This window comes from Photobacterium salinisoli (assembly GCF_003614885.1).
Classification (GTDB): Bacteria; Pseudomonadota; Gammaproteobacteria; order Enterobacterales; family Vibrionaceae; genus Photobacterium; species Photobacterium salinisoli.
On the sequence record NZ_QZMS01000013.1, the window covers coordinates 249,444 to 267,779 of the forward strand.

The 18,336-nt window shown below is 51.7% G+C and carries 17 protein-coding genes and 1 riboswitch; of the genes, 12 read left to right on the forward strand and 5 right to left on the reverse strand.

Translation table 11 applies throughout. The annotated features are described in order from the left end of the window. Nucleotides 1-83: 83 nt before the first annotated feature. Nucleotides 84-2,027 (reverse strand): RNase E specificity factor CsrD, encoded by a 1,944-nt coding sequence (gene csrD / locus D6M16_RS18990; protein ID WP_120513470.1) that lies wholly within the window; start codon nucleotides 2,025-2,027, stop codon nucleotides 84-86. A gap of 196 nt (nucleotides 2,028-2,223) precedes the next feature. On the opposite strand from csrD, the gene D6M16_RS18995 reads away from it, so the two are divergent. Further along, on the forward strand, nucleotides 2,224-3,138 hold the full coding sequence (locus D6M16_RS18995) for a LysR family transcriptional regulator (RefSeq protein ID WP_120513472.1): 915 nt from the start codon (nucleotides 2,224-2,226) through the stop codon (nucleotides 3,136-3,138). A gap of 81 nt (nucleotides 3,139-3,219) precedes the next feature. Here D6M16_RS18995 and D6M16_RS19000 read toward each other — a convergent pair whose 3' ends face one another. Further along, nucleotides 3,220-3,759 (reverse strand): single-stranded DNA-binding protein, encoded by a 540-nt coding sequence (locus D6M16_RS19000; protein WP_120513473.1) that lies wholly within the window; start codon nucleotides 3,757-3,759, stop codon nucleotides 3,220-3,222. A 253-nt stretch (nucleotides 3,760-4,012) separates the two neighbouring features. Between D6M16_RS19000 and uvrA the strand changes: the two genes are divergently transcribed. Then, complete coding sequence (gene uvrA / locus D6M16_RS19005; RefSeq protein ID WP_120513511.1) at nucleotides 4,013-6,862, forward strand: excinuclease ABC subunit UvrA; 2,850 nt, start codon at nucleotides 4,013-4,015, stop codon at nucleotides 6,860-6,862. A 71-nt stretch (nucleotides 6,863-6,933) separates the two neighbouring features. After that, on the forward strand, nucleotides 6,934-8,721 hold the full coding sequence (locus tag D6M16_RS19010; protein ID WP_120513513.1) for a PglL family O-oligosaccharyltransferase: 1,788 nt from the start codon (nucleotides 6,934-6,936) through the stop codon (nucleotides 8,719-8,721). Nucleotides 8,722-8,772: 51 nt separating this feature from the next. Here the strand turns inward: D6M16_RS19010 and D6M16_RS19015 are convergent, their stop codons facing one another. Then, nucleotides 8,773-9,891 (reverse strand): pyridoxal-phosphate-dependent aminotransferase family protein, encoded by a 1,119-nt coding sequence (locus D6M16_RS19015; protein ID WP_120513475.1) that lies wholly within the window; start codon nucleotides 9,889-9,891, stop codon nucleotides 8,773-8,775. A gap of 256 nt (nucleotides 9,892-10,147) precedes the next feature. Next, nucleotides 10,148-10,329, forward strand: a riboswitch (Lysine riboswitch). Nucleotides 10,330-10,432: 103 nt separating this feature from the next. On the opposite strand from D6M16_RS19015, the gene lysC reads away from it, so the two are divergent. After that, nucleotides 10,433-11,812: a lysine-sensitive aspartokinase 3 gene (gene lysC, locus D6M16_RS19020; RefSeq protein ID WP_276131418.1), complete on the forward strand. Its 1,380-nt coding sequence runs from the start codon at nucleotides 10,433-10,435 to the stop codon at nucleotides 11,810-11,812. 138 nt (nucleotides 11,813-11,950) lie between these two features. Here the strand turns inward: lysC and D6M16_RS19025 are convergent, their stop codons facing one another. Then, complete coding sequence (locus D6M16_RS19025) at nucleotides 11,951-12,958, reverse strand: phage integrase (protein WP_120513477.1); 1,008 nt, start codon at nucleotides 12,956-12,958, stop codon at nucleotides 11,951-11,953. Further along, nucleotides 12,955-13,722: a helix-turn-helix domain-containing protein gene (locus D6M16_RS19030; RefSeq protein ID WP_120513479.1), complete on the reverse strand. Its 768-nt coding sequence runs from the start codon at nucleotides 13,720-13,722 to the stop codon at nucleotides 12,955-12,957. The genes D6M16_RS19025 and D6M16_RS19030 overlap by 4 nt, the downstream gene beginning before the upstream one ends. A gap of 112 nt (nucleotides 13,723-13,834) precedes the next feature. Between D6M16_RS19030 and D6M16_RS19035 the strand changes: the two genes are divergently transcribed. The 8 genes from D6M16_RS19035 (at nucleotide 13,835) to D6M16_RS22625 (ending at nucleotide 18,331) form a co-directional block, all read left to right on the forward strand. Continuing rightward, on the forward strand, nucleotides 13,835-14,071 hold the full coding sequence (locus D6M16_RS19035; RefSeq protein ID WP_036760011.1) for a hypothetical protein: 237 nt from the start codon (nucleotides 13,835-13,837) through the stop codon (nucleotides 14,069-14,071). Between the two features lie 9 nt (nucleotides 14,072-14,080). Then, the gene (locus tag D6M16_RS19040) at nucleotides 14,081-14,269 is read left to right on the forward strand and encodes a hypothetical protein (protein WP_120513484.1); all 189 of its coding nucleotides are present in this window, start codon (nucleotides 14,081-14,083) and stop codon (nucleotides 14,267-14,269) included. After that, the gene (locus D6M16_RS19045) at nucleotides 14,269-16,044 is read left to right on the forward strand and encodes a replication endonuclease (protein WP_120513486.1); all 1,776 of its coding nucleotides are present in this window, start codon (nucleotides 14,269-14,271) and stop codon (nucleotides 16,042-16,044) included. The genes D6M16_RS19040 and D6M16_RS19045 overlap by 1 nt, the downstream gene beginning before the upstream one ends. 4 nt (nucleotides 16,045-16,048) lie before the next feature. Further along, entirely contained in the window at nucleotides 16,049-16,357 is a 309-nt protein-coding gene (locus D6M16_RS19050) for a hypothetical protein (protein WP_120513488.1), read from the forward strand. Beyond that, nucleotides 16,350-16,856 carry a hypothetical protein gene (locus tag D6M16_RS19055; RefSeq protein WP_120513490.1) on the forward strand — a complete coding sequence of 169 codons (507 nt, stop codon included), beginning with the start codon at nucleotides 16,350-16,352 and terminating at the stop codon, nucleotides 16,854-16,856. Before D6M16_RS19050 ends, D6M16_RS19055 begins: the two co-directional genes overlap by 8 nt. Beyond that, complete coding sequence (locus tag D6M16_RS22335; protein ID WP_162941110.1) at nucleotides 16,822-17,334, forward strand: hypothetical protein; 513 nt, start codon at nucleotides 16,822-16,824, stop codon at nucleotides 17,332-17,334. Before D6M16_RS19055 ends, D6M16_RS22335 begins: the two co-directional genes overlap by 35 nt. Continuing rightward, on the forward strand, nucleotides 17,297-18,079 hold the full coding sequence (locus D6M16_RS19060; RefSeq protein ID WP_120513491.1) for a hypothetical protein: 783 nt from the start codon (nucleotides 17,297-17,299) through the stop codon (nucleotides 18,077-18,079). Before D6M16_RS22335 ends, D6M16_RS19060 begins: the two co-directional genes overlap by 38 nt. A 126-nt stretch (nucleotides 18,080-18,205) precedes the next feature. Next, complete coding sequence (locus D6M16_RS22625) at nucleotides 18,206-18,331, forward strand: hypothetical protein (RefSeq protein ID WP_255558100.1); 126 nt, start codon at nucleotides 18,206-18,208, stop codon at nucleotides 18,329-18,331. The last annotated feature ends 5 nt before the right edge of the window (nucleotides 18,332-18,336 follow it).

Genomic DNA, 18,336 nt, shown 5'->3' on the forward strand with positions numbered 1-18,336 from the left:
TAATTTGACCCATGATACTGACAGGAATTTATGGTGTATAGAGAAAATCCTGTAAAAAATGTAAGGTTTCCACTTACATAACATTATCTGCGCTTTTTGGTACTCATTTGACTCACACTCATCTCTGGGGCAAAAAAGCGCCCCTGCCCGCCATTGATACCCAACTGCTGCAACACCTGCCATTCCCTGTCATTTTCGACCCCCACAGCAATCACTTCGACTCCGGAATTGGCGCAGGCACCCAGCATACTTCTGACAAATAACTGATTTTCCTGACGCTGATCTATCTCACGGATCAGGCTTCGGTGCAGCTTGATATATTGGACGTTCACATCCTTGATGTAATGTGTGCTGACAATGGTTCTCCCGGCCTGATCCACACCCAGCCGACAGCCGAGGCCCGTCACCATTTTAAGAAAGGTGCGCACGGCATCAATATGACGTGACAGGTTCCGCTCAGGGACTTCAATGCTCAGCCGTTTCAGTACCGGCCTGGGCGTTTGCAGCAGTTCGTCCCGGAACCAGCGGATAAAACCTTTATCCAGCAGAGATTCGATACTGACGTTAATCGCAAAATTATCCAGGGTCGGGCCATTTTTGAGCAGATCCAGCGCCTGGCTGATGACCTGTTTATCCATACGGACATTGAAGCCCACCTGTTCAACGGCAGGCAGGAAACGGGAAGCTTTGATCATTACACCGTTTTCATCATTGATCCTCGCCAGTAATTCACGGTGCAGCGGGACATTTTCCCCGGTGAGATATGCGGGCTGCTGGTACAGGGCTGGCCCGCCCTGGCTAAATACAGAATCCAGCAGCGTTCGCCAGCGCACGCTGCCCCGGGTATCTTCTCCCAGCACATCTTTCTGGAAAGCGTACCAGCTATTCGTGCCCTGCAATTGCGCACTGCGCAGCGCCATGTCGGCCTCATCCATGATGCGTCCACGCCGTTCGCCACTGGCAAAATAGGTCATACCGATGTGGCACCAGTTCTCACGCTGTAACGGCGCGGAAGGCGTCAGTCGTTCCAGTCCTTTCAGCAGCTGATTCACAAACTGATTCACTTCCTTGCTGGGCTGTTGCAGCAGCATGATGGCAAACTCAGCGTCAAAATACCGGGACAGCACGCTGTCCGGATAGCGTTGAACCATGTTCGACAACACCATGCCGACGTCCTGAATCAATTCATCGGCGACAATCTTACCCTTTGACAGCAGCAACTCTTCCCAGTCGGCGATACGAATCAGAATGACAGCCCCATGGTTATCCTGATCCTGCACCACAGATTGCAGTCGGCTGTCGAACAATACCCGATTGGCCGAGCCTGTCAGCTGATCCAGGAAGGTATGCGTACGAATGAAAGTATCAAAGCGGCTGCGCTCCTGTCGGGCATCTTTCAGCTCAGAGATCAGCTTGTCCAATGCCAGACTTGCCGTATCCGGCCACTCCAGATCAGTGCCTGTTGCAAAATCATCCAGTTTACCGGCCAGCAGCATTCTTCCCCGCTCTTCGAGCAGCTCTGAGCCCTGCAACTGCCGCTTGAGCCAGTTAACGCCCCATACCAGACCGGCAATAATGATCATGATCGCCAGACTGATGGAAGACATCGCCCCCAGCGAATACGTTAGTTCGGTATAAGGTGGCACCGACTGGATGCTGACAAAGTAACCGGGATTCAGAGTCAGCGGATATTCAGTGTGATAAAGAATGTTGGGGTCATCGATTTTCTGTAAGCCCTGGAACTGGTAGACAGAGCCGGCATCGTTGCTGACATCCAGAGACACCACATTGCTGGCTTTGAGTAGTTTAGGCAGCCAGCGGGCTAGGGACTGCGAGCCTTGCGGATCGGCCATTTCCTGATCGATAACGTCAACCACACCGCCCAGATAATGATGCAGATAATCCTGCCCGAGCTGACGAAAACTGACAGCTCCGCCAATAAAAATGACAAACATGGCGCAAATGACAATAAGGGTCACGAAAGCAACCAGTCTATTGGTCAGCTTCATCCCTGAGGCTTTTCTCATGCAAGGTCCAACTTTATCTGAAAAACAATTCCAAACCGCCTGGCTCTGTGGTCAACTCTGATACAGACACAATAAAACCAAAACGCCTGTTTATACTGGAAAATACCATCGGCTCCCAAACACTGCAGTGCTCAGACCGACACTTTCCTTACTTGGCTCACCGCCCAGGCAATATGTAACCCCAAAGCGGAGAGATATGGACTGGATTACCTGTACCAAAAGTTTTGTCGCCGTGGTTGAGCAGGGCTCTCTGGCCCAGGCCGCAAGCGCGCTCAATACCTCAAGCTCAGCCCTGTCCAAGCGGCTTTCATGGTTGGAAAAACAGCTTGGTGTTCAGCTTCTTAAACGCACGACACGTAATCTGACAGTCACAGACGCCGGCAAGGTGTTTTATCGGCGCAGTGTCCATTTACTTGATGACTGGCAACAGATACTGGCAGAAACCACCTCCACCTACAGTGAAGTTCAGGGCGTACTGCGTATCGGCGCCCCACTGGCGACAGGCAGCCGGGTGCTGGTGCATTATCTGGCCGAGTTCTTACAGACTTATCCCAATATCCAGGTAGAGCTGCACACAGTGACTCCGGGGCAGCTGCCGGATCTCAACCTGGATGTCTTTATCAGCCGCGAACTGACCGACTTCAACTCCACCAGCTATATTGCCACTAAACTCTTCAGTTTTCAGGCGGGTTTCTATGCCTCGCCCAGTTACCTCGAAGACAGGCCCGTGATCGAAACCCCGGAGCAACTGGCGCTGCACAACTGCCTGTTATTCGGCAGTCATGGTCATGAGCAGGAACATGTCTTTGAAAATAACCGCCGCTTACGTCTGCGGGGCAATTTTACCACCCAGAACCCGGAAGCACTGGTCGCCGCGGCGGTGGCTGGTATGGGGTTAATTCTGGTGGGTGAGAATACGGTAAAACGCGAGCTCAGCAATGGCTTACTGATCCCTGTCTTGCCAGAGCTGAAGCAGCCGTTAAATGCCGCCTACGCCTACTACCCTAAGCTCAATTACAATCACACCAAAACCAAGCTGTTTATTGATTTTATTAAACAGAAAGCCTCGCCCGGCCAGACTGTTCAGTCAGCCAATTCGCACTATCTGTGACCAGCACAGTAAGGTTACTGGGTATCAGGCAATAAAAAAGCAGCGTTCAACGCTGCTTTTTTTAATGACCGTATGCCAGGATCAGAACGGAATATCGTCGTCGAAATCCATTGGCGGTTCATTGTACTGAGGCTGGGCTTGCTTAGGCGCAGACTGCTGCTGAGGCGCATAGTTTTGCTGTTGTGACTGCTGAGCCGGTTGCTGAGGCTGTCCCCAACCGCCCTGCTGCTGCTGACCGCCCATAGGAGCACCCTGGCCCTGACCACCAGCACGGCCGCCAAGCATTTGCATGATGCCGTTATAACCCTGAACAACCACTTCAGTGCTGTAACGATCCTGACCGCTCTGGTCTTGCCACTTACGGGTCTGAAGCTGACCTTCAATGTAAACTTGAGAGCCTTTACGCAAGTACTCACCCGCCACTTCTGCCAGCTTGCCAAACAGAACGACACGGTGCCATTCCGTTTTTTCTCGCTGCTCGCCGGTCGCTTTGTCACGCCATGTTTCAGAGGTAGCGATAGTAATATTCGCTACTGCACCGCCGTTTGGCATATAACGGATTTCAGGATCATTGCCTAAGTTACCTACCAGGATAACTTTATTCACGCCACGACTGGCCATAGTTCACTCCAGGTTTTCGCTGTTGAGGCTGCCAAGTCATGACACCCTTCACTCATTCAAAGTTTATACTTAATCGCCGAGTTTAACATGGGCTGCCCTCTGAGTCATAGGGCTACGTCATGCTTCCCGTGTCTTGACCGGACGCATAAAAGACGATCAAAGCACTGTGTTTTTGTACAGTCAAGTCTTTTAAGCCCCTCAGGGCTATGCAATAATGCCAATCCTATTTATTCAAGCGCTGATGACTGCAACTATGGATAAGATCGAAGTCAGGGGTGCGCGCACCCACAACCTTAAAAACATTAACCTGACTATCCCTCGGGATAAGCTGATTGTTATCACAGGTTTATCAGGTTCCGGTAAGTCTTCTCTGGCCTTCGATACCCTGTATGCCGAAGGTCAGCGCCGTTACGTCGAATCACTGTCAGCCTACGCCCGCCAGTTTCTGTCGCTGATGGAAAAACCGGACGTCGATCATATTGAAGGCCTGTCGCCAGCGATCTCGATTGAACAGAAATCGACTTCACACAACCCGCGCTCGACGGTTGGCACCATTACCGAAATCTATGACTACCTGCGCTTGCTGTATGCCCGTGTCGGCGAACCACGCTGCCCGACTCACGATGTGCCCCTCGCTGCGCAAACCGTCAGCCAGATGGTCGACAAAGTGCTGGCACTGCCGGAAGGCAGCAAGCTGATGCTGCTGGCTCCTATCGTCAAAGAACGTAAGGGCGAGCACCTGAAAACTTTAGCCAACCTGTCGGCGCAAGGCTATATTCGGGCCCGGATCGACGGCGAAGTCTGCGATCTGTCCGATCCGCCGACGCTGGAATTACACAAAAAGCACACGATAGAAGTGGTGGTGGATCGCTTTAAAGTGCGTGATGATCTGCAGCAACGGCTGGCTGAATCATTTGAAACCGCGCTGGAGCTGTCTGGCGGCACTGTTGTTGTCAGCGCCATGGACGACGATGGCATGGCCGAGCTGATTTTCTCAGCCAACTTCGCCTGCCCGCATTGCGGCTACAGCATGCGTGAGCTGGAACCACGCCTGTTTTCCTTCAATAACCCGGCCGGCGCCTGCGGCACATGCGACGGACTGGGGGTACAACAGTATTTCGACCCGTCCCGTGTGATTCAGAACAGTGAACTCAGCTTGTCCGGCGGTGCCATCCGGGGCTGGGACAAGCGCAATTACTACTACTTTCAGATGCTGACTTCGCTGGCTGAACATTACGATTTTGACGTTGAGGCGCCGTTCAGCAGCCTGCCGAAGAAAGTACAGAACGTCTTGCTGCAGGGTTCTGGCACCACAAATATTGAGTTTAAATACATTAATGATCGCGGTGATGTGACCGTCCGCCGTCACCCGTTTGAAGGCATTCTGAATAATATGGAACGCCGCTACCGGGAAACTGAGTCCAATGCAGTGCGCGAAGAGCTGGTGAAGTATATTTCCACCAAGCCTTGTGCCAGCTGTCACGGTTCGCGGCTGCGCGAAGAAGCGCGTCATGTCTTCATTGACAGCACCAACCTGCCGGCTATCAGCGAAATGAGTATCAGCCAGGCACTGACCTTCTTTACCGAGCTGACACTGGAAGGACAGCGTGCGCAGATTGCCGATAAAATCCTCAAAGAAATCAATGACAGGCTGACCTTCCTGGTCAATGTGGGCCTCAACTATCTCAACCTGTCGCGCAGTGCGGAAACCTTGTCCGGCGGTGAAGCTCAGCGCATCCGCCTGGCCAGCCAGATTGGCGCGGGCCTGGTCGGCGTGATGTATGTGCTCGATGAGCCGTCCATCGGCCTCCACCAGCGTGATAACGAACGTCTGCTGAGCACTCTGACCCGGCTGCGCGATCTGGGTAATACCGTCCTGGTGGTTGAACACGACGAAGACGCGATCCGCAGTGCGGATTACATCATAGATATCGGCCCGGGCGCCGGTGTTCACGGCGGACAGATCATCGCCGAAGGCACCATGGAAGATATTCTGAACTCGGAAGACTCCCTGACCGGTCAGTACCTAAGCGGCAAGAAACAGATTGAAGTCCCTGCTGAACGTATTCCTGTCGATCCGGCCAAAACGGTTCAGCTCACAGGCGCCACGGGCAACAACCTGAAACACGTCGATGTGTCGATTCCGGTTGGCTTACTGACCTGTGTGACCGGGGTGTCCGGCTCGGGCAAGTCAACGCTGATCAACGATACTTTCTTCAAAATTGCTCACCATAAACTCAATGGGGCCACGACCGGCGAGCCGGCCCCTTATAACGATATTCAGGGGCTGGAGCACTTCGATAAAGTTATCGATATCGATCAGAGCCCGATAGGCCGGACGCCACGGTCTAACCCTGCGACTTACACCGGCATTTTCACGCCCATCCGGGAGCTGTTCTCGGGCACCCAGGAGTCTCGCTCCCGCGGCTATAAACCAGGCCGCTTCAGCTTCAACGTCAAAGGTGGCCGCTGTGAAGCCTGTCAGGGCGACGGGGTGATCAAAGTTGAAATGCACTTCCTGCCCGATGTTTACGTGCCCTGTGATAGCTGTAAGGGTAAACGCTACAATCGTGAGACCCTGGAAGTGAAATACAAAGGCCAGTCTATTGATGAAGTGCTGGAAATGACAGTGGAAGATGCGCGGGTATTTTTTGATCCTGTGCCAGCCATTGCGCGAAAACTGCAAACCCTGATGGATGTAGGGCTATCCTATATCCGCCTGGGGCAAGCGGCGACCACGCTGTCCGGCGGCGAAGCGCAACGGGTGAAACTGGCGCGCGAGCTGTCCAAGCGCGATACAGGTAAAACCCTGTATATTCTGGATGAACCGACAACGGGCTTGCACTTCCATGATATCCAGCAGTTGCTGAGTGTCCTGCACCGGCTGCGTGATCACGGCAATACCATAGTGGTGATTGAGCATAACCTGGACGTCATTAAAACGGCAGACTGGATCATTGATCTGGGACCGGAAGGTGGCAGCGGTGGCGGTGAGATCATTGCAACGGGTACGCCGGAACAGGTTGCCGAGGTCGCCGGTTCGCATACGGCCCGCTTCCTCAAACCCCTGCTGCCCGCATTAACGGCAAAACAGCAGGCATAATTAACACATGCACTCTGTCAGGCTGAGTGTTCAGCCTGACTTTCTGTCTATTCGCCGAGGGACCGGACACCGTGACCGTCATTCAATTAAGGGGCACCAGACTGGCCGCTACCACCATCAGTAAACCACTGACACGGCCTTTTATTCTGGCGCTGACTTTTCTGTTTCTGCTGTCGATGCATTATTTTCAGCATAATCAGGGAGGAGCGGGCCTGGAGTTGCCCTTTAATGTCAGTAGCTGGATTCCGTTCAGCTTTGCGATTGCTATTGGCCTGCTGGAGATCAGCCGACAGAAAATATTGCGTTATTCACGGCTGACGCTGGTTCTCTTATGCTGCTGCGTTATGCTGTCTGTCCCCGTCTTCTTCCCGGAAGCGCGACCGGAAGCCGCTGTCAACAGAATCATTACCCTCTGGGCTGGCTGGTTGTTTTTTGTTGCCCTGCAGCAGTTTGCTTTCAGCCAGAAACAGCGTCAGCAAATACTCTGGTTGATCTTAAAAGCGGTCTGGCTGCAAGCCGCGCTGGCCTGGTACCAGTTTCTGTGGATATCGCCGGACAATGGCATAGGCTATAACACCGAGCTCAACCGGCCCTACGGCATTTTTCAGCAACCCAACGTGATGGCCAGCTTCCTGGCCACCGGACTGGTCCTCTCCGCTTATCTGCTGGCACGGCAGCCGATGGTTCAGGGCCGCTGGACTCTCTCCCATCTCGGTCTTCAATTAACGCCTGTTGCTGTGATACCCATGCTGTACGTGCTCAGCTCACGCACCGGCTGGATTGCCAGTGTGATAGGGATTTTGCTTATCCTGCCCTACCTGATGCAGTTTGCCGCCAGGGTACAGTGGCGGATGTGGCTGATGATGGTAGTCATGGGATTAAGCGTGACCTGGAATCTGACTAGCAGCCTGAACTGGAGTCCGCAGCCGGGCAGAGTGTCGCTGGAAAGTGCCCGCTCAGTCATCTACCCGCAAGCGATGGACATGTTCCTGCATTCCCCGATCACGGGAGTCGGCTATGGCAATTTTGAGCCCGCTTACCTGATGCAGACAGCTCAAGCACATCAGAGCAACCCTGACCTACCCTATGGCTTACCCGGGCTGGATCATCCCCATAACGAGCTGCTTCTCTGGGCTAGCGAAGGGGGCATTTTGCCTGTCCTGGCACTGCTGATTGCGGCAGCGGCAGTGCTGGCCAAAATTCGTCGCGCGCCGGCAAATACCCAGCTGGCTCTGGTTGCGCTCCTGTTTCCGATTACGCTACATACCCAACTCGAATACCCTTTTTACCACTCTCTGATCCACTGGATTATTGTTGTTTTCCTGATCTACTGGGTTGATGCCCTGAGTGCAAAATATTTCAAACTGACACTGCGTCTTTATAAACCCTTCAGAATCAGCGCTATGCTTTTACCTGTTGTCGTCAGTCTGTTTATGACTACTACCTTATATTCAGGTGCCATGCTGACCCGCTTTGAATCATCGACGCCACCCGATTTAACGACCTTGGATAAGGTTAATAACACCTGGGCCTGGCGCAACCGGTTTGAATGGGATCTTTATCAGACCCAGTTGAAAATCGGCATTCAGCAAAATAATCCTGAGTTGCTGACAGGCTTCATCCAATGGGCCAACCATAAAGCCAAAGAGCTGCCAAGGCCCATTCTGTATCAGTTTCTGATCACCGCCCATCAGGCATTAGGAAACACCTATCAAGCTGAACAGGTTCGGGAAGAGGCCCGGTATCTGTTTCCGGGTATGAATTTCAGCGATGAAGCATTACCGCAGTTTTCCAAGCCAAAAACCGTGACAGCCTCGCCCCAGCTAGCACAAGCTGAAGGACAATCAGACAAAAACTGAAGACCAAAAAAAGCGGCTGCCCGGGCAGCCGCATCTTTCTCACGCGAATAATCAGTTCAGCACTTCTTCCAGCGCTTTCAGGCACAGTGCGATATTCTCTTTGCGCGCGCCGTATCCCATCAGTCCAATGCGCCACGCTTTTCCGGCTAATGCCCCCAGCCCGGCACCGATCTCCAGATTATAGTCTTCCAACAGAGTCTGACGCACTTTCGCATCATCGGCTCCGTCTGGAATATAAATCGCATTGAGTTGCGGCAGACGGCTTTTCTCATCCACCACAAAGCGGATCCCCATAGCTTCCAGACCATCACGCAATAATTGATGTATCTCAGCATGGCGCTGCCAGGCATTTTCCAGCCCTTCGTGTTGCAGACGAACCAAAGCTTCGTGCAATGCATACAAACTGTTGACCGGGGCGGTATGGTGATAGCTGCGCTTACCTTCACCACTCCAGTAGGCCAGCACCAGGCTTTGGTCAAGGAACCAGCTCTGAACTGGTGTCTTGCGCTGCTGAATTTTCTCGACGGCACGCGGCGAAAAGGTCAGCGGCGACAGGCCCGGTACACAGGACAAACACTTCTGACTACCGGAATACACGGCATCCAGTTGCCATTCATCAACCTTCAGCGGCACCCCACCGAGCGAAGTGACGGCATCAACAATCGTCAGGCAGTCATAGTCTCGGGCTAAGCGGGATAAGGTTTCAGCATCGCTCAGGGCACCGGTTGAGGTTTCCGCATGCACAAACGCCAGTATTTTCGCATCCGGATGAGCTTTGAGTGCTGCTTCAACAGCTTGCGGATCAACCGGCTCTCCCCATTCATTGTCCACCAGCACAGCTTCACCGCCGCAGCGCACAACATTTTCCCGCATCCGCTCACCAAATACCCCGTTACGGCAGACGATCACCTTCTCGCCCGGTTCAACCAGATTGACGAAACAGGCTTCCATTCCCGCACTGCCCGGCGCGGATACCGCTATAGTAAATGGGTTAGTGGTCTGGAAGGCATACTGGAGCAGTTGCTTAAGTTCATCCATCATTCCAATGAACAGCGGATCAAGATGACCGACAGTCGGGCGACTGAGCGCCTGCAAAACCTGCGGATAAATGTCCGACGGGCCAGGTCCCATCAGTATGCGTTGAGGTGGGTAAAAACTTTGAAATGTCATCAGGCTTCTCCATCTGCACAGACACATAAGTTACTTATAATTCAGTGCATTAATTATTGTAAGCAACAGTAGCTTTCGCGGGGTATTTCTAACGAGCATAACAGAACAACCCGCACCTGAAACCAGGCAGGCAAATTTATGCAAAGTCAGTAACAATCTTGACACAGAAAAATGCATTCAAGCATTGACAAAGCCCCCCCTCTCATATTCAATAAGGGCAATTTTTGTTCACCCTGAGAAAGCTCATTTTTCAGGTGAAAACGGAAGAGGCGCGTTATCCAGGTATCTATGCGGCGGGGCCCCACCCCAAAGCACCATAGAGAGGGGGAGCAACGCCGAGATACGGTAAGACAGGGGGCTTGCCGTATCGGCTTTGAAGGTTGAATCCTTCTGGCTGTCACCTGCATCATCCAGTGCAGGTGGAGAGCTTCTGGTAGCAGCAGTCTTAGTACGTCTCGCCTAATGGCTCTTCTGACACTCAAGTCGGAAAGATTCCCCAAATTTTGCCCCATGTTTACGCTTTGTTAAGTGGGAGATCACATTGAGCCCTGTAATTTCTTCTTCAGCGTTGAACGCTGAAATCACAGTCGCAAAATTTGGCGGCACTAGTGTGGCTGATTTCGTTGCAATGAGCCGTAGTGCTAAGATAGTTATCAATAATCCGACAACCAAACTGGTGTTGATCAGTGCGTGTTCCGGTGTGACTAATATTTTAGTCGAACTGGCCAATGGCGTAGCCGATGTCGAACACCGACACTCTCTGGTAGAGCGCCTGCGCGCTATTCACCAAAGTGTTCTGGCGGATTTACAGCAACCAGAGATGATTGCTGATCACCTTGATGCGCTTCTCGATCAGGTCGGCGAACTGGCCGTTAAAGCTGCTGAGCATAAGTCTGCAGAGTTAACCGATCAGCTGGTTGCCAATGGTGAATTGCTGTCGACCTATCTGTTCACTCAAATTATGAATGAGCTGGGTGCTGATGCGGTACGTTACGATATCCGTGACGTGATGCGCACCGATAGCCGGTTTGGCAAGGCCAGTCCGGAACCAGAAATGATTCGTCAGCTGACAGAGGAAAAACTCTTGCCTCTGCTGCAGGATAAGATCATCGTTTCCCAGGGTTTTATCGGTAGTGATGAACAAGGCCGCACCACAACACTTGGCCGCGGTGGCAGTGATTACAGTGCCGCACTCATGGCTGAAGCAGTGAATGCCGGCACATTGGAAATCTGGACTGACGTTCCTGGCATGTACACCACAGATCCGCGTATTGCCCCCAAAGCAACGCCAATCAAAGAAATCAGCTTCAGCGAAGCTTCTGAGATGGCGAACTTTGGTGCCAAGATCCTGCATCCATCAACCCTGATCCCGGCCGTTCGCCGTCAGATCCCTGTGTTTGTCGGATCGTCCAGAGCACCAGAACAGGGTGGCACCTGGATCCGCAAGTCCGTTACCGAAGCGCCGCTGTTCCGTGCGCTGGCACTGCGTTCTAACCAGACACTGATCACCCTGACCAGCCTGAATATGTTCCATGCTTACGGCTTCCTGGCCGAAGTATTCCGTATTCTGGCAGAGCATAAGGTTTCTGTTGATCTGATTTCAACTTCTGAAGTGAGCGTGTCGCTGACCATGGATCAGACTGATACTGGCGGCGGTGCACCTACGCTGCCTCCGGGAGCGCATGCTGCGCTCAGCGAGCTGTGCCGTGTTGAGATTGAACAGGATCTGTGCCTGATCTCTCTGATTGGTAACCGCATGAGCCAGACTGCCGGATCAGTCAGTACTGTGTTCGATACGCTGGACGAGTACAAACTGCGCATGATCTGCTACGGTGCCAGCCCGCACAATCTGTGCTTCCTGGTCAAAACCGAGCATGCCATGCCTATTGCTCAGAATCTGCACCGTAAGATTTTTGAGTAATTTCGCATCCCATTGCTGTAAAAAAGGCGCTCAATGAGGGCCTTTTTTTATGGTTTAAGAAAGGTAATGAAATTATATGGTGTTGATTTTGAATGGTTTTTATGTGGTTTATTGGTCATGTTAGTCTAAGAAAGGTAGTTAAAGTGGGCATAATGTGGACGCTCTATCTGCCATTTTACTCAGCGGATTGAACCTTACTGCATCTACCAGGTGATCAGGTGCGAGATGGGCGTATGCCATCGTTTGAGCAATGCTTGAATGACCAAGTATGTCTCGCAGTGTGAGGATGTTTCCCCCTGCCATGATAAAGTGACTGGCAAAGGTATGTCTCAATACATGCACCTTTTGCCCTTTAGGTAATCCAAAATCCAGTTTTTCCAAGATTTCATACAATTCCGCCTGAGGGTCAAATGAAAAAACATCGCTTCCTGATTGGGGATATATGCGGTGATACAGCTCCTCACTGATTGGAACTGTTCTTGGTTTGCCTGTTTTCGTGTTGGTAAACCGTATGCGGTATGGTGAGAGGTTACTTGCTTTTAATGTGATTGTTTCTCTCCATCTTGAGCCTGTTGCTAAGCATATTTCAACGGCCATCATCAGTTCTTTATCATGCTTCACTGCATCCAATAACTGACTGATTTGGCTTTCGGTTAAAAATGTCATTTCTCGTCGGGTAATTTTGGGTAGCTTAAATCCTTTTATCGGATGAGTCCCTGTGAAATCCCCTGTAGAGGTAAGCACTGTAAAAACATTACTTACAGTGCTTATCAAGCGGCTAATTGTTGCTGGCTTCTGTCCCTTCTCTTGTCTGTAGTGCACCCAATCAGAAAGCAATTTGTTATCAATCTTATTGACAGGCGGATCACCTAGCTCAGTACAGATCAATTCAAGTTTTTTCAGATAGTTACTCGCCGTCCTTTTAAATTGCCCTGACTTTTTCCACCATATTTCAATCAGTTCAGATAGTTTCCTGTTATCTACTGGAGGGCCTAACCACTCTTTGTTATGTGCCCTCGCAAGAATGTATTTTTCGTAAGCCAATGCTTCGGCTTTCTTGTCAAATTTCCGCCTAAAGCGTTTGCCATCCCTCCCGGCTGGCCTGATATCGACCAGCCATTTATCGCCATCTTTTTTTATGCTCATAGTGACCTCATCACCATTGCAGCACGACCGATTATTTTTAGACGCTTGAGATCTTCTCCTGCCATTTCAAAATCTTCATAGCTCGGATTATCTGAAACTACTCTGTAGGATTGATTTAAAATATTCCATTTCAATCGCTTAACATAAACCATTTCATCAATACGAATGACGTAAACCCCATCTTTAACTGGCTCGGTCAGTTCTCTGGTATCGACAAGAATGCGATCACCGTCATCCATGGTCGGCAACATACTTTCACCTGAACAAAATACTATTGCTGAATATTCAGGGAGAAGGCCGAGGCTCCTTACCAGTGCAGTAGAGACTGTAAAAACGCTGGTTTGGTACTCAGTATTACTTAGGCAGCCAGCTCCTGCGGCTGCTTGTACATTAAATTCTGGAATGTCTATGGTATCCGCCTCATTCACAGGTAGTGCTTCAAAAATAGCTGAAGCATTGGGTTCCCTTGAATCAAACAGTAATGGCTTTGTATATTCCAGGCTTCTGTACTTGTCGCCTGTTTTCTTTAGATTACTGATTGTTTCCATCATTTTACTTTTTTCATGCTCAGAGCCGTGTAAGGCTATTAAAGCCTTCTGCGCATTTTCATGAAAGTTTGATATGTGATATTCAACAGCGCTCCCCTTTCCCTGCGCCTTTCGCTTTAACCAATTGTTCCTATTGGCTTTTACGCTTACTCCCTGTCGACTGCTAGGCATTCCTTCTATCTCAACAAGCTCTGTTGACAAAAACCACTCACGCATAATTCACAATCCTTTTTTGTTGACTTCTGTTTTCCTTAAGAACTATTATGAATGGCAACTAAGGAAAACAAGGTGACTTTGTTAGCAATAAAGGTCAATGATAGGTGAAAAAATGAAAACAGAAAACAACATCCGTCAACATAACGCTCCATTTGTAACCCCTCAGATGTATGCAGAGATAACAGGACAGACTCTTGATGCTGTTCGAGGCCAGATAAAACGGGGCATGTTGCCTGTACTGAAACGTGAGCGAAACGAGCGAGGTCTGAATTTCATCAACATGAGGGCGCTTGAGCAATTGGCTATAGAACAGGCAGAACAGTATCAAGATTGGAAATCAGCGATTTAAGGGGGATGCATGGATCCGATTCACGCCCCTTGTCCTGACATGGCTGGCATGGTCAGCCCTGACCCCGAGAAACGCCAGCGCGCTGTATTTCTGCTGGGTAAGTTGCGGGAAAAGCACGGGATAAGAAAGCGCACCTACACACCCCGCCCGATGAACTACAAATGCACGCCAACAGGCTGCTATGAGGTCAATGAGTAATGCAACACGGTACTATTTTTACTCGCCATTTCTTAAAACGTCTCCCGCAAGTCGTCCGTCAGGATATCCGCACCAAGATAGCCAGCCGCCAGCAGCGCGGCGGGGCTACCCGTGACAACCTTGACCGCTTCAGTGATGAGGCGGTGAAATTCGGCTTAAAAGTCGCTCCCTTCATTGAAAACAAGTTTTCCTTTGTCGACTGCCGCAACAAGGTCAACGCCGAGCGTTTAAACCATAACATTCTGATGCGAGACGAGGCCGTGCGTAAGCTGGCCCGTCTGGTTGCTGATGAGAATATGCAGGCAATGAAAGACATTGACCCGCAGGTTTTTGACAGCTTTCTGGAAGCCATGAAGCACATCTATTCTGTGCTGGCTGAGAATATCCGCGCCATTTCCATTAACCCGCCTGTATTGCCCGGTGGCAAGGTGGAGATTGAACGCGCCGAGCAAGTGCTTACAGCCTCAGTGCTGAAAATGCAGTCTGAAGAATGGATTGAGCGCCGCCTGTTGCACCTTCGGGCGCAATATATTGAGTACGCACAGATTGCCCTTGAGCGCGTTGGCGACAAGGGGCACCAGACTAAATATATTTCCTATCCGTCTTTCCAGAACTGGAAGAACAAGCAGCGTGAAGCGGAGCGCTTCATTCAGAACACCGCGGTGTACAACGAGGCCACCGGGGAGCATTTCGACCTTGCCGAAGTGATCAAACGCACCACGGCCAACCCGGAAAACCGCCGCATTGAAATGATGGTGCGTTCCCGCGGCTTTGAAGAGCTGGCTCAGGACTTGGGTTATACCGCGTTGTTTCTCACGTGGACACTGCCGAGTAAGTACCACCGCAATTCCAGCAAGTGGAACGGGGCCACGGTCAAAGAAGGCCATAGCAATCTGATGCAGCAGTGGGCGCAGGCCCGTGCCCTGATTGCTAAAGAAGGTATTCACTACTTCGGTTTTCGCGTGGCAGAGCCGCACAAAGACGGCACCAGCCATGGCCACTATTTTCTGTTCTGCGATCCGAAAGACAAAGACACCCTGATTAACATCATATCCGGCGTGGCGACCAGTGAAGACAGAGCCGAGCTGGGAGACGACATTTCCCCGCGCTTTGACGTTAAGGAAGCTGACCCAGCCAAGGGCGGCGCCACGGCGTACATCGCGAAATACGTCTCCAAAAACATTAACGGCAAGCACATGCCGGACACCGAAGCCGAAGAAAGCGCGTTTCGCGTCCGGGCGTGGGCCTCAGTTCACCGTATCCGCCAATTTCAGCAGTTCGGCGGTGAGCCTGTTTCCCTGTGGCGCCATCTGCGCCGGGCTACTGAAGAACAAACCCGTATTGATCCAAAACTCGAAGCGCTGCGACAGGCGGCAGATTCCTCTAAGTGGGCGCTGTTTTGCCAGCTCGCCGCTGATGCTCAGCTTGCCTATGAAGAAAAACAGAACCAGTACGGCGAGAGCGTGAAAAAAGCCATTGGCTTTCACTGGGTTTCTGAAGGGGTGAGCACCTTCATTTCGACATGCAACGAGACCTACCGACTCGTGAAAAAGTCTGAGTTGGGGGCGCTGTTAGAGTCGCGGAGCGGCTCCCCTTGGAGCACTGAAAATAACTGTAACCCCATGCTCGGAGAGCACTTAAAACAGGTGACCGGATGGAGCCATGCCGGGGTGCAGTGCTTGATTAAACCCATATTGGCCGGGGCTAAAGTGCCAATAGACAAAGATTGCCAGCTCAAACTGGCAAATAACCGCTTAATTGTGACCCGAGGATAAATTGATGATTGAAACCATGACCGCTGAGCAGCTACGCCACGCCGAAAAAGCCATTGATACGGCAGAAGCCTTATCCGTAGAGGTGAAGGCCGAGATTGAAAAGCTCAAAGCGCTGGATATGAAAGTACTGGTGAAAAAGGTGTCTGCCGTGATGTTCAGCGGCGGCTCCCTGAGTCTGGAGGCTATCGGCCTGCCGGGTGATTTCTTTGACAAGCTGGAAATGCTCGACGGGATCAGCGCGAAAGCCCGAGCCGGTTACCGGGCTGAAGTACAGGCCCGCTTGGCAAAGCTGGAAGGGGGCGAGGATGAGTAAGAACCCGACCCGCGGCTATATCCGCTGCACCGTGCCGGACTGTGGCGAGGTCTGCACGGTGCACATGACCGGGGAGCACCGCCTGATGGAATCCGGCGAGCCACCGAAGAACCCGCGCAATATTGGCAAGCTCTATTACCGTTGCCCGCGATGCGGCAACAGTACCAACAGCACGTCAATGCATGAGCACATTGAAAAGCACAAGGTAGATACGGTTCAGGCGCTGGGTGATGCGCCTGTTCAAACCGTTCAGGAATCTGTTAGCGAACCCGTTCAGGAAACGGTTCCGGATTCGGTTCAAAGCGTTAGCCTGAGCGTTACCCAAACCAGTGAGGACGGGTTATCCGCGTTAACCGAACCTGAGAAAAGCGCCCCGAAAATCCACTGGAAAACCCTGTATCCGTGGTTAGTCGGGGTATTTGTACTGGTAATGATTTTAATTGGTATGTGTAAAGGAAAAAAAGATGACAGCAACAGCGGAAAACTTGCAGCAAATTGAGGCGTTTGACCTCGTCGAAGAACAACCCCAGGCGGATGATTGGGCGGACTGGGGCGCAGCGATTCAGCAACTTGAATCACAGGAAGTACCTGAGCAGGATGAAGTGGCGCAGGACGCCGCCAACGATGAAGACGCGGCAGAAGCCGCGGTTGATTTGCTGGACTTGGGGTTTGTCCTATCCGAGCAGGCGATCACCTTCGCTATCGGTCTGGATTTTGAATACGACGAGAAAGCCAAGGCCAAGGTGCTCAAAGCCGCCGGGCCACTGATGCAAAAGCACGGGGCGACGTGGTTGAACTGGCTCGGCCAGTACAAAGAAGAAATTCTGTTCTTGGTGGCGGTCATTGGTTTAGGTGGCGTCACGGCCCGTCAGGTGAAAGGGCTTCGGGCGGAGAAGCGCGCCCAACTGGCCGAAGAGAAAGCACAACAGGAGGTGGACAATGGCGAAAAAGCCAACCCTGAACCTGCCGCGGCCTAAGAACTCCAACACCCATCTTGACCCGTTGCACCGGGTGATTATCGGCGGCACGGGCAGCGGTAAAACCTCACTGGTCAAGCATGCAAAATTCATCACCGCCAAGGCACAGGCGGTGTTCTTTGACCCTTACGAGAACTACGCCGGGAAACCCTTTCAGGGCCAGCAGGTCAGAGGCTTCCACTCTAAGGCGGATTTCCTCAAAGCACTGGTCAAAGCCCGGCAAGGAAACAGTGCCTTTAAAATTGCTTATATCCCGTCTGACTTGGTGTTTGAGGAGCTGGAATTCTTCTCAGCGGCGGCATGGTCGGTACTCGATGGCCGCAAAGCGCCGCTGGAAATTTGCATTGAAGAGCTGGCGTCCTGCTCGCCCACGTCTGGCACCCTGAAAGGGAAAACCGGGGAGCTGCTGCGCGGTGCCCGCCAGTATGGCGGCATTGTGACTACGGTGTTCCAGCGCGGGCAGGAAGTGCCGAAAACCATCACCACCCAGTCACCGACTTGGTATCTGTGCGCGGTCAATTCGATGAATGATGCCAAGTATTTATCAGATGCGAAAAGCGTCCCGGTGGCAGATATCGCGGCCTTGCGCTCAGCTAAGATGAACAAGCTGGAAATTAACAAGCCGATCGCGGATTTCATCCACGTCGAGGACGGCGTGGGGAACTACCAGAAAGGGGCGCTGAACTGCCAGACAGGCCGAAAAGTTTCTCTGACCTACCGGAAAAACAGCAAAAAAGCAGCGTGATGCCCGTCACGTTTAAACCTATAGGTTACCCGCCTAACCTATAGGTTTCTCCTCATTTCCAACCTACCTAAAAGTCGATTTCATAGCGGCACCGAAACGGTTCAACCAACAACACAAAGGAACGCTATGAAGAAAGAGCACAAAGTCATGCTGATCACTGTGGTGGTCACTTTGCTGATCATTGCAGTGATTAACAATGTGTCTTCACTGAAGACGCTAAAAGAAACAATTTACGGCGACGGGTGGTTTTAATCATG

What these genes read in the sequence shown, in the direction of transcription:
- D6M16_RS19030 (WP_120513479.1), bottom strand. Translation starts at nt 13,722, where the DNA reads ATGCGTGAGTGGTTTTTGTCAACAGAGCTTGTTGAGATAGAAGGAATG.
- D6M16_RS18995 (WP_120513472.1), top strand. Translation starts at nt 2,224, where the DNA reads ATGGACTGGATTACCTGTACCAAAAGTTTTGTCGCCGTGGTTGAGCAG.
- csrD (WP_120513470.1), bottom strand. Translation starts at nt 2,027, where the DNA reads ATGAGAAAAGCCTCAGGGATGAAGCTGACCAATAGACTGGTTGCTTTC.
- D6M16_RS19050 (WP_120513488.1), top strand. Translation starts at nt 16,049, where the DNA reads ATGATTGAAACCATGACCGCTGAGCAGCTACGCCACGCCGAAAAAGCC.
- D6M16_RS19015 (WP_120513475.1), bottom strand. Translation starts at nt 9,891, where the DNA reads ATGACATTTCAAAGTTTTTACCCACCTCAACGCATACTGATGGGACCT.
- uvrA (WP_120513511.1), top strand. Translation starts at nt 4,013, where the DNA reads ATGGATAAGATCGAAGTCAGGGGTGCGCGCACCCACAACCTTAAAAAC.
- D6M16_RS22335 (WP_162941110.1), top strand. Translation starts at nt 16,822, where the DNA reads ATGACAGCAACAGCGGAAAACTTGCAGCAAATTGAGGCGTTTGACCTC.
- D6M16_RS19040 (WP_120513484.1), top strand. Translation starts at nt 14,081, where the DNA reads ATGGATCCGATTCACGCCCCTTGTCCTGACATGGCTGGCATGGTCAGC.
- D6M16_RS19035 (WP_036760011.1), top strand. Translation starts at nt 13,835, where the DNA reads ATGAAAACAGAAAACAACATCCGTCAACATAACGCTCCATTTGTAACC.
- D6M16_RS19000 (WP_120513473.1), bottom strand. Translation starts at nt 3,759, where the DNA reads ATGGCCAGTCGTGGCGTGAATAAAGTTATCCTGGTAGGTAACTTAGGC.
- D6M16_RS19055 (WP_120513490.1), top strand. Translation starts at nt 16,350, where the DNA reads ATGAGTAAGAACCCGACCCGCGGCTATATCCGCTGCACCGTGCCGGAC.
- D6M16_RS19060 (WP_120513491.1), top strand. Translation starts at nt 17,297, where the DNA reads ATGGCGAAAAAGCCAACCCTGAACCTGCCGCGGCCTAAGAACTCCAAC.
- D6M16_RS19045 (WP_120513486.1), top strand. Translation starts at nt 14,269, where the DNA reads ATGCAACACGGTACTATTTTTACTCGCCATTTCTTAAAACGTCTCCCG.
- D6M16_RS19025 (WP_120513477.1), bottom strand. Translation starts at nt 12,958, where the DNA reads ATGAGCATAAAAAAAGATGGCGATAAATGGCTGGTCGATATCAGGCCA.
- D6M16_RS22625 (WP_255558100.1), top strand. Translation starts at nt 18,206, where the DNA reads ATGAAGAAAGAGCACAAAGTCATGCTGATCACTGTGGTGGTCACTTTG.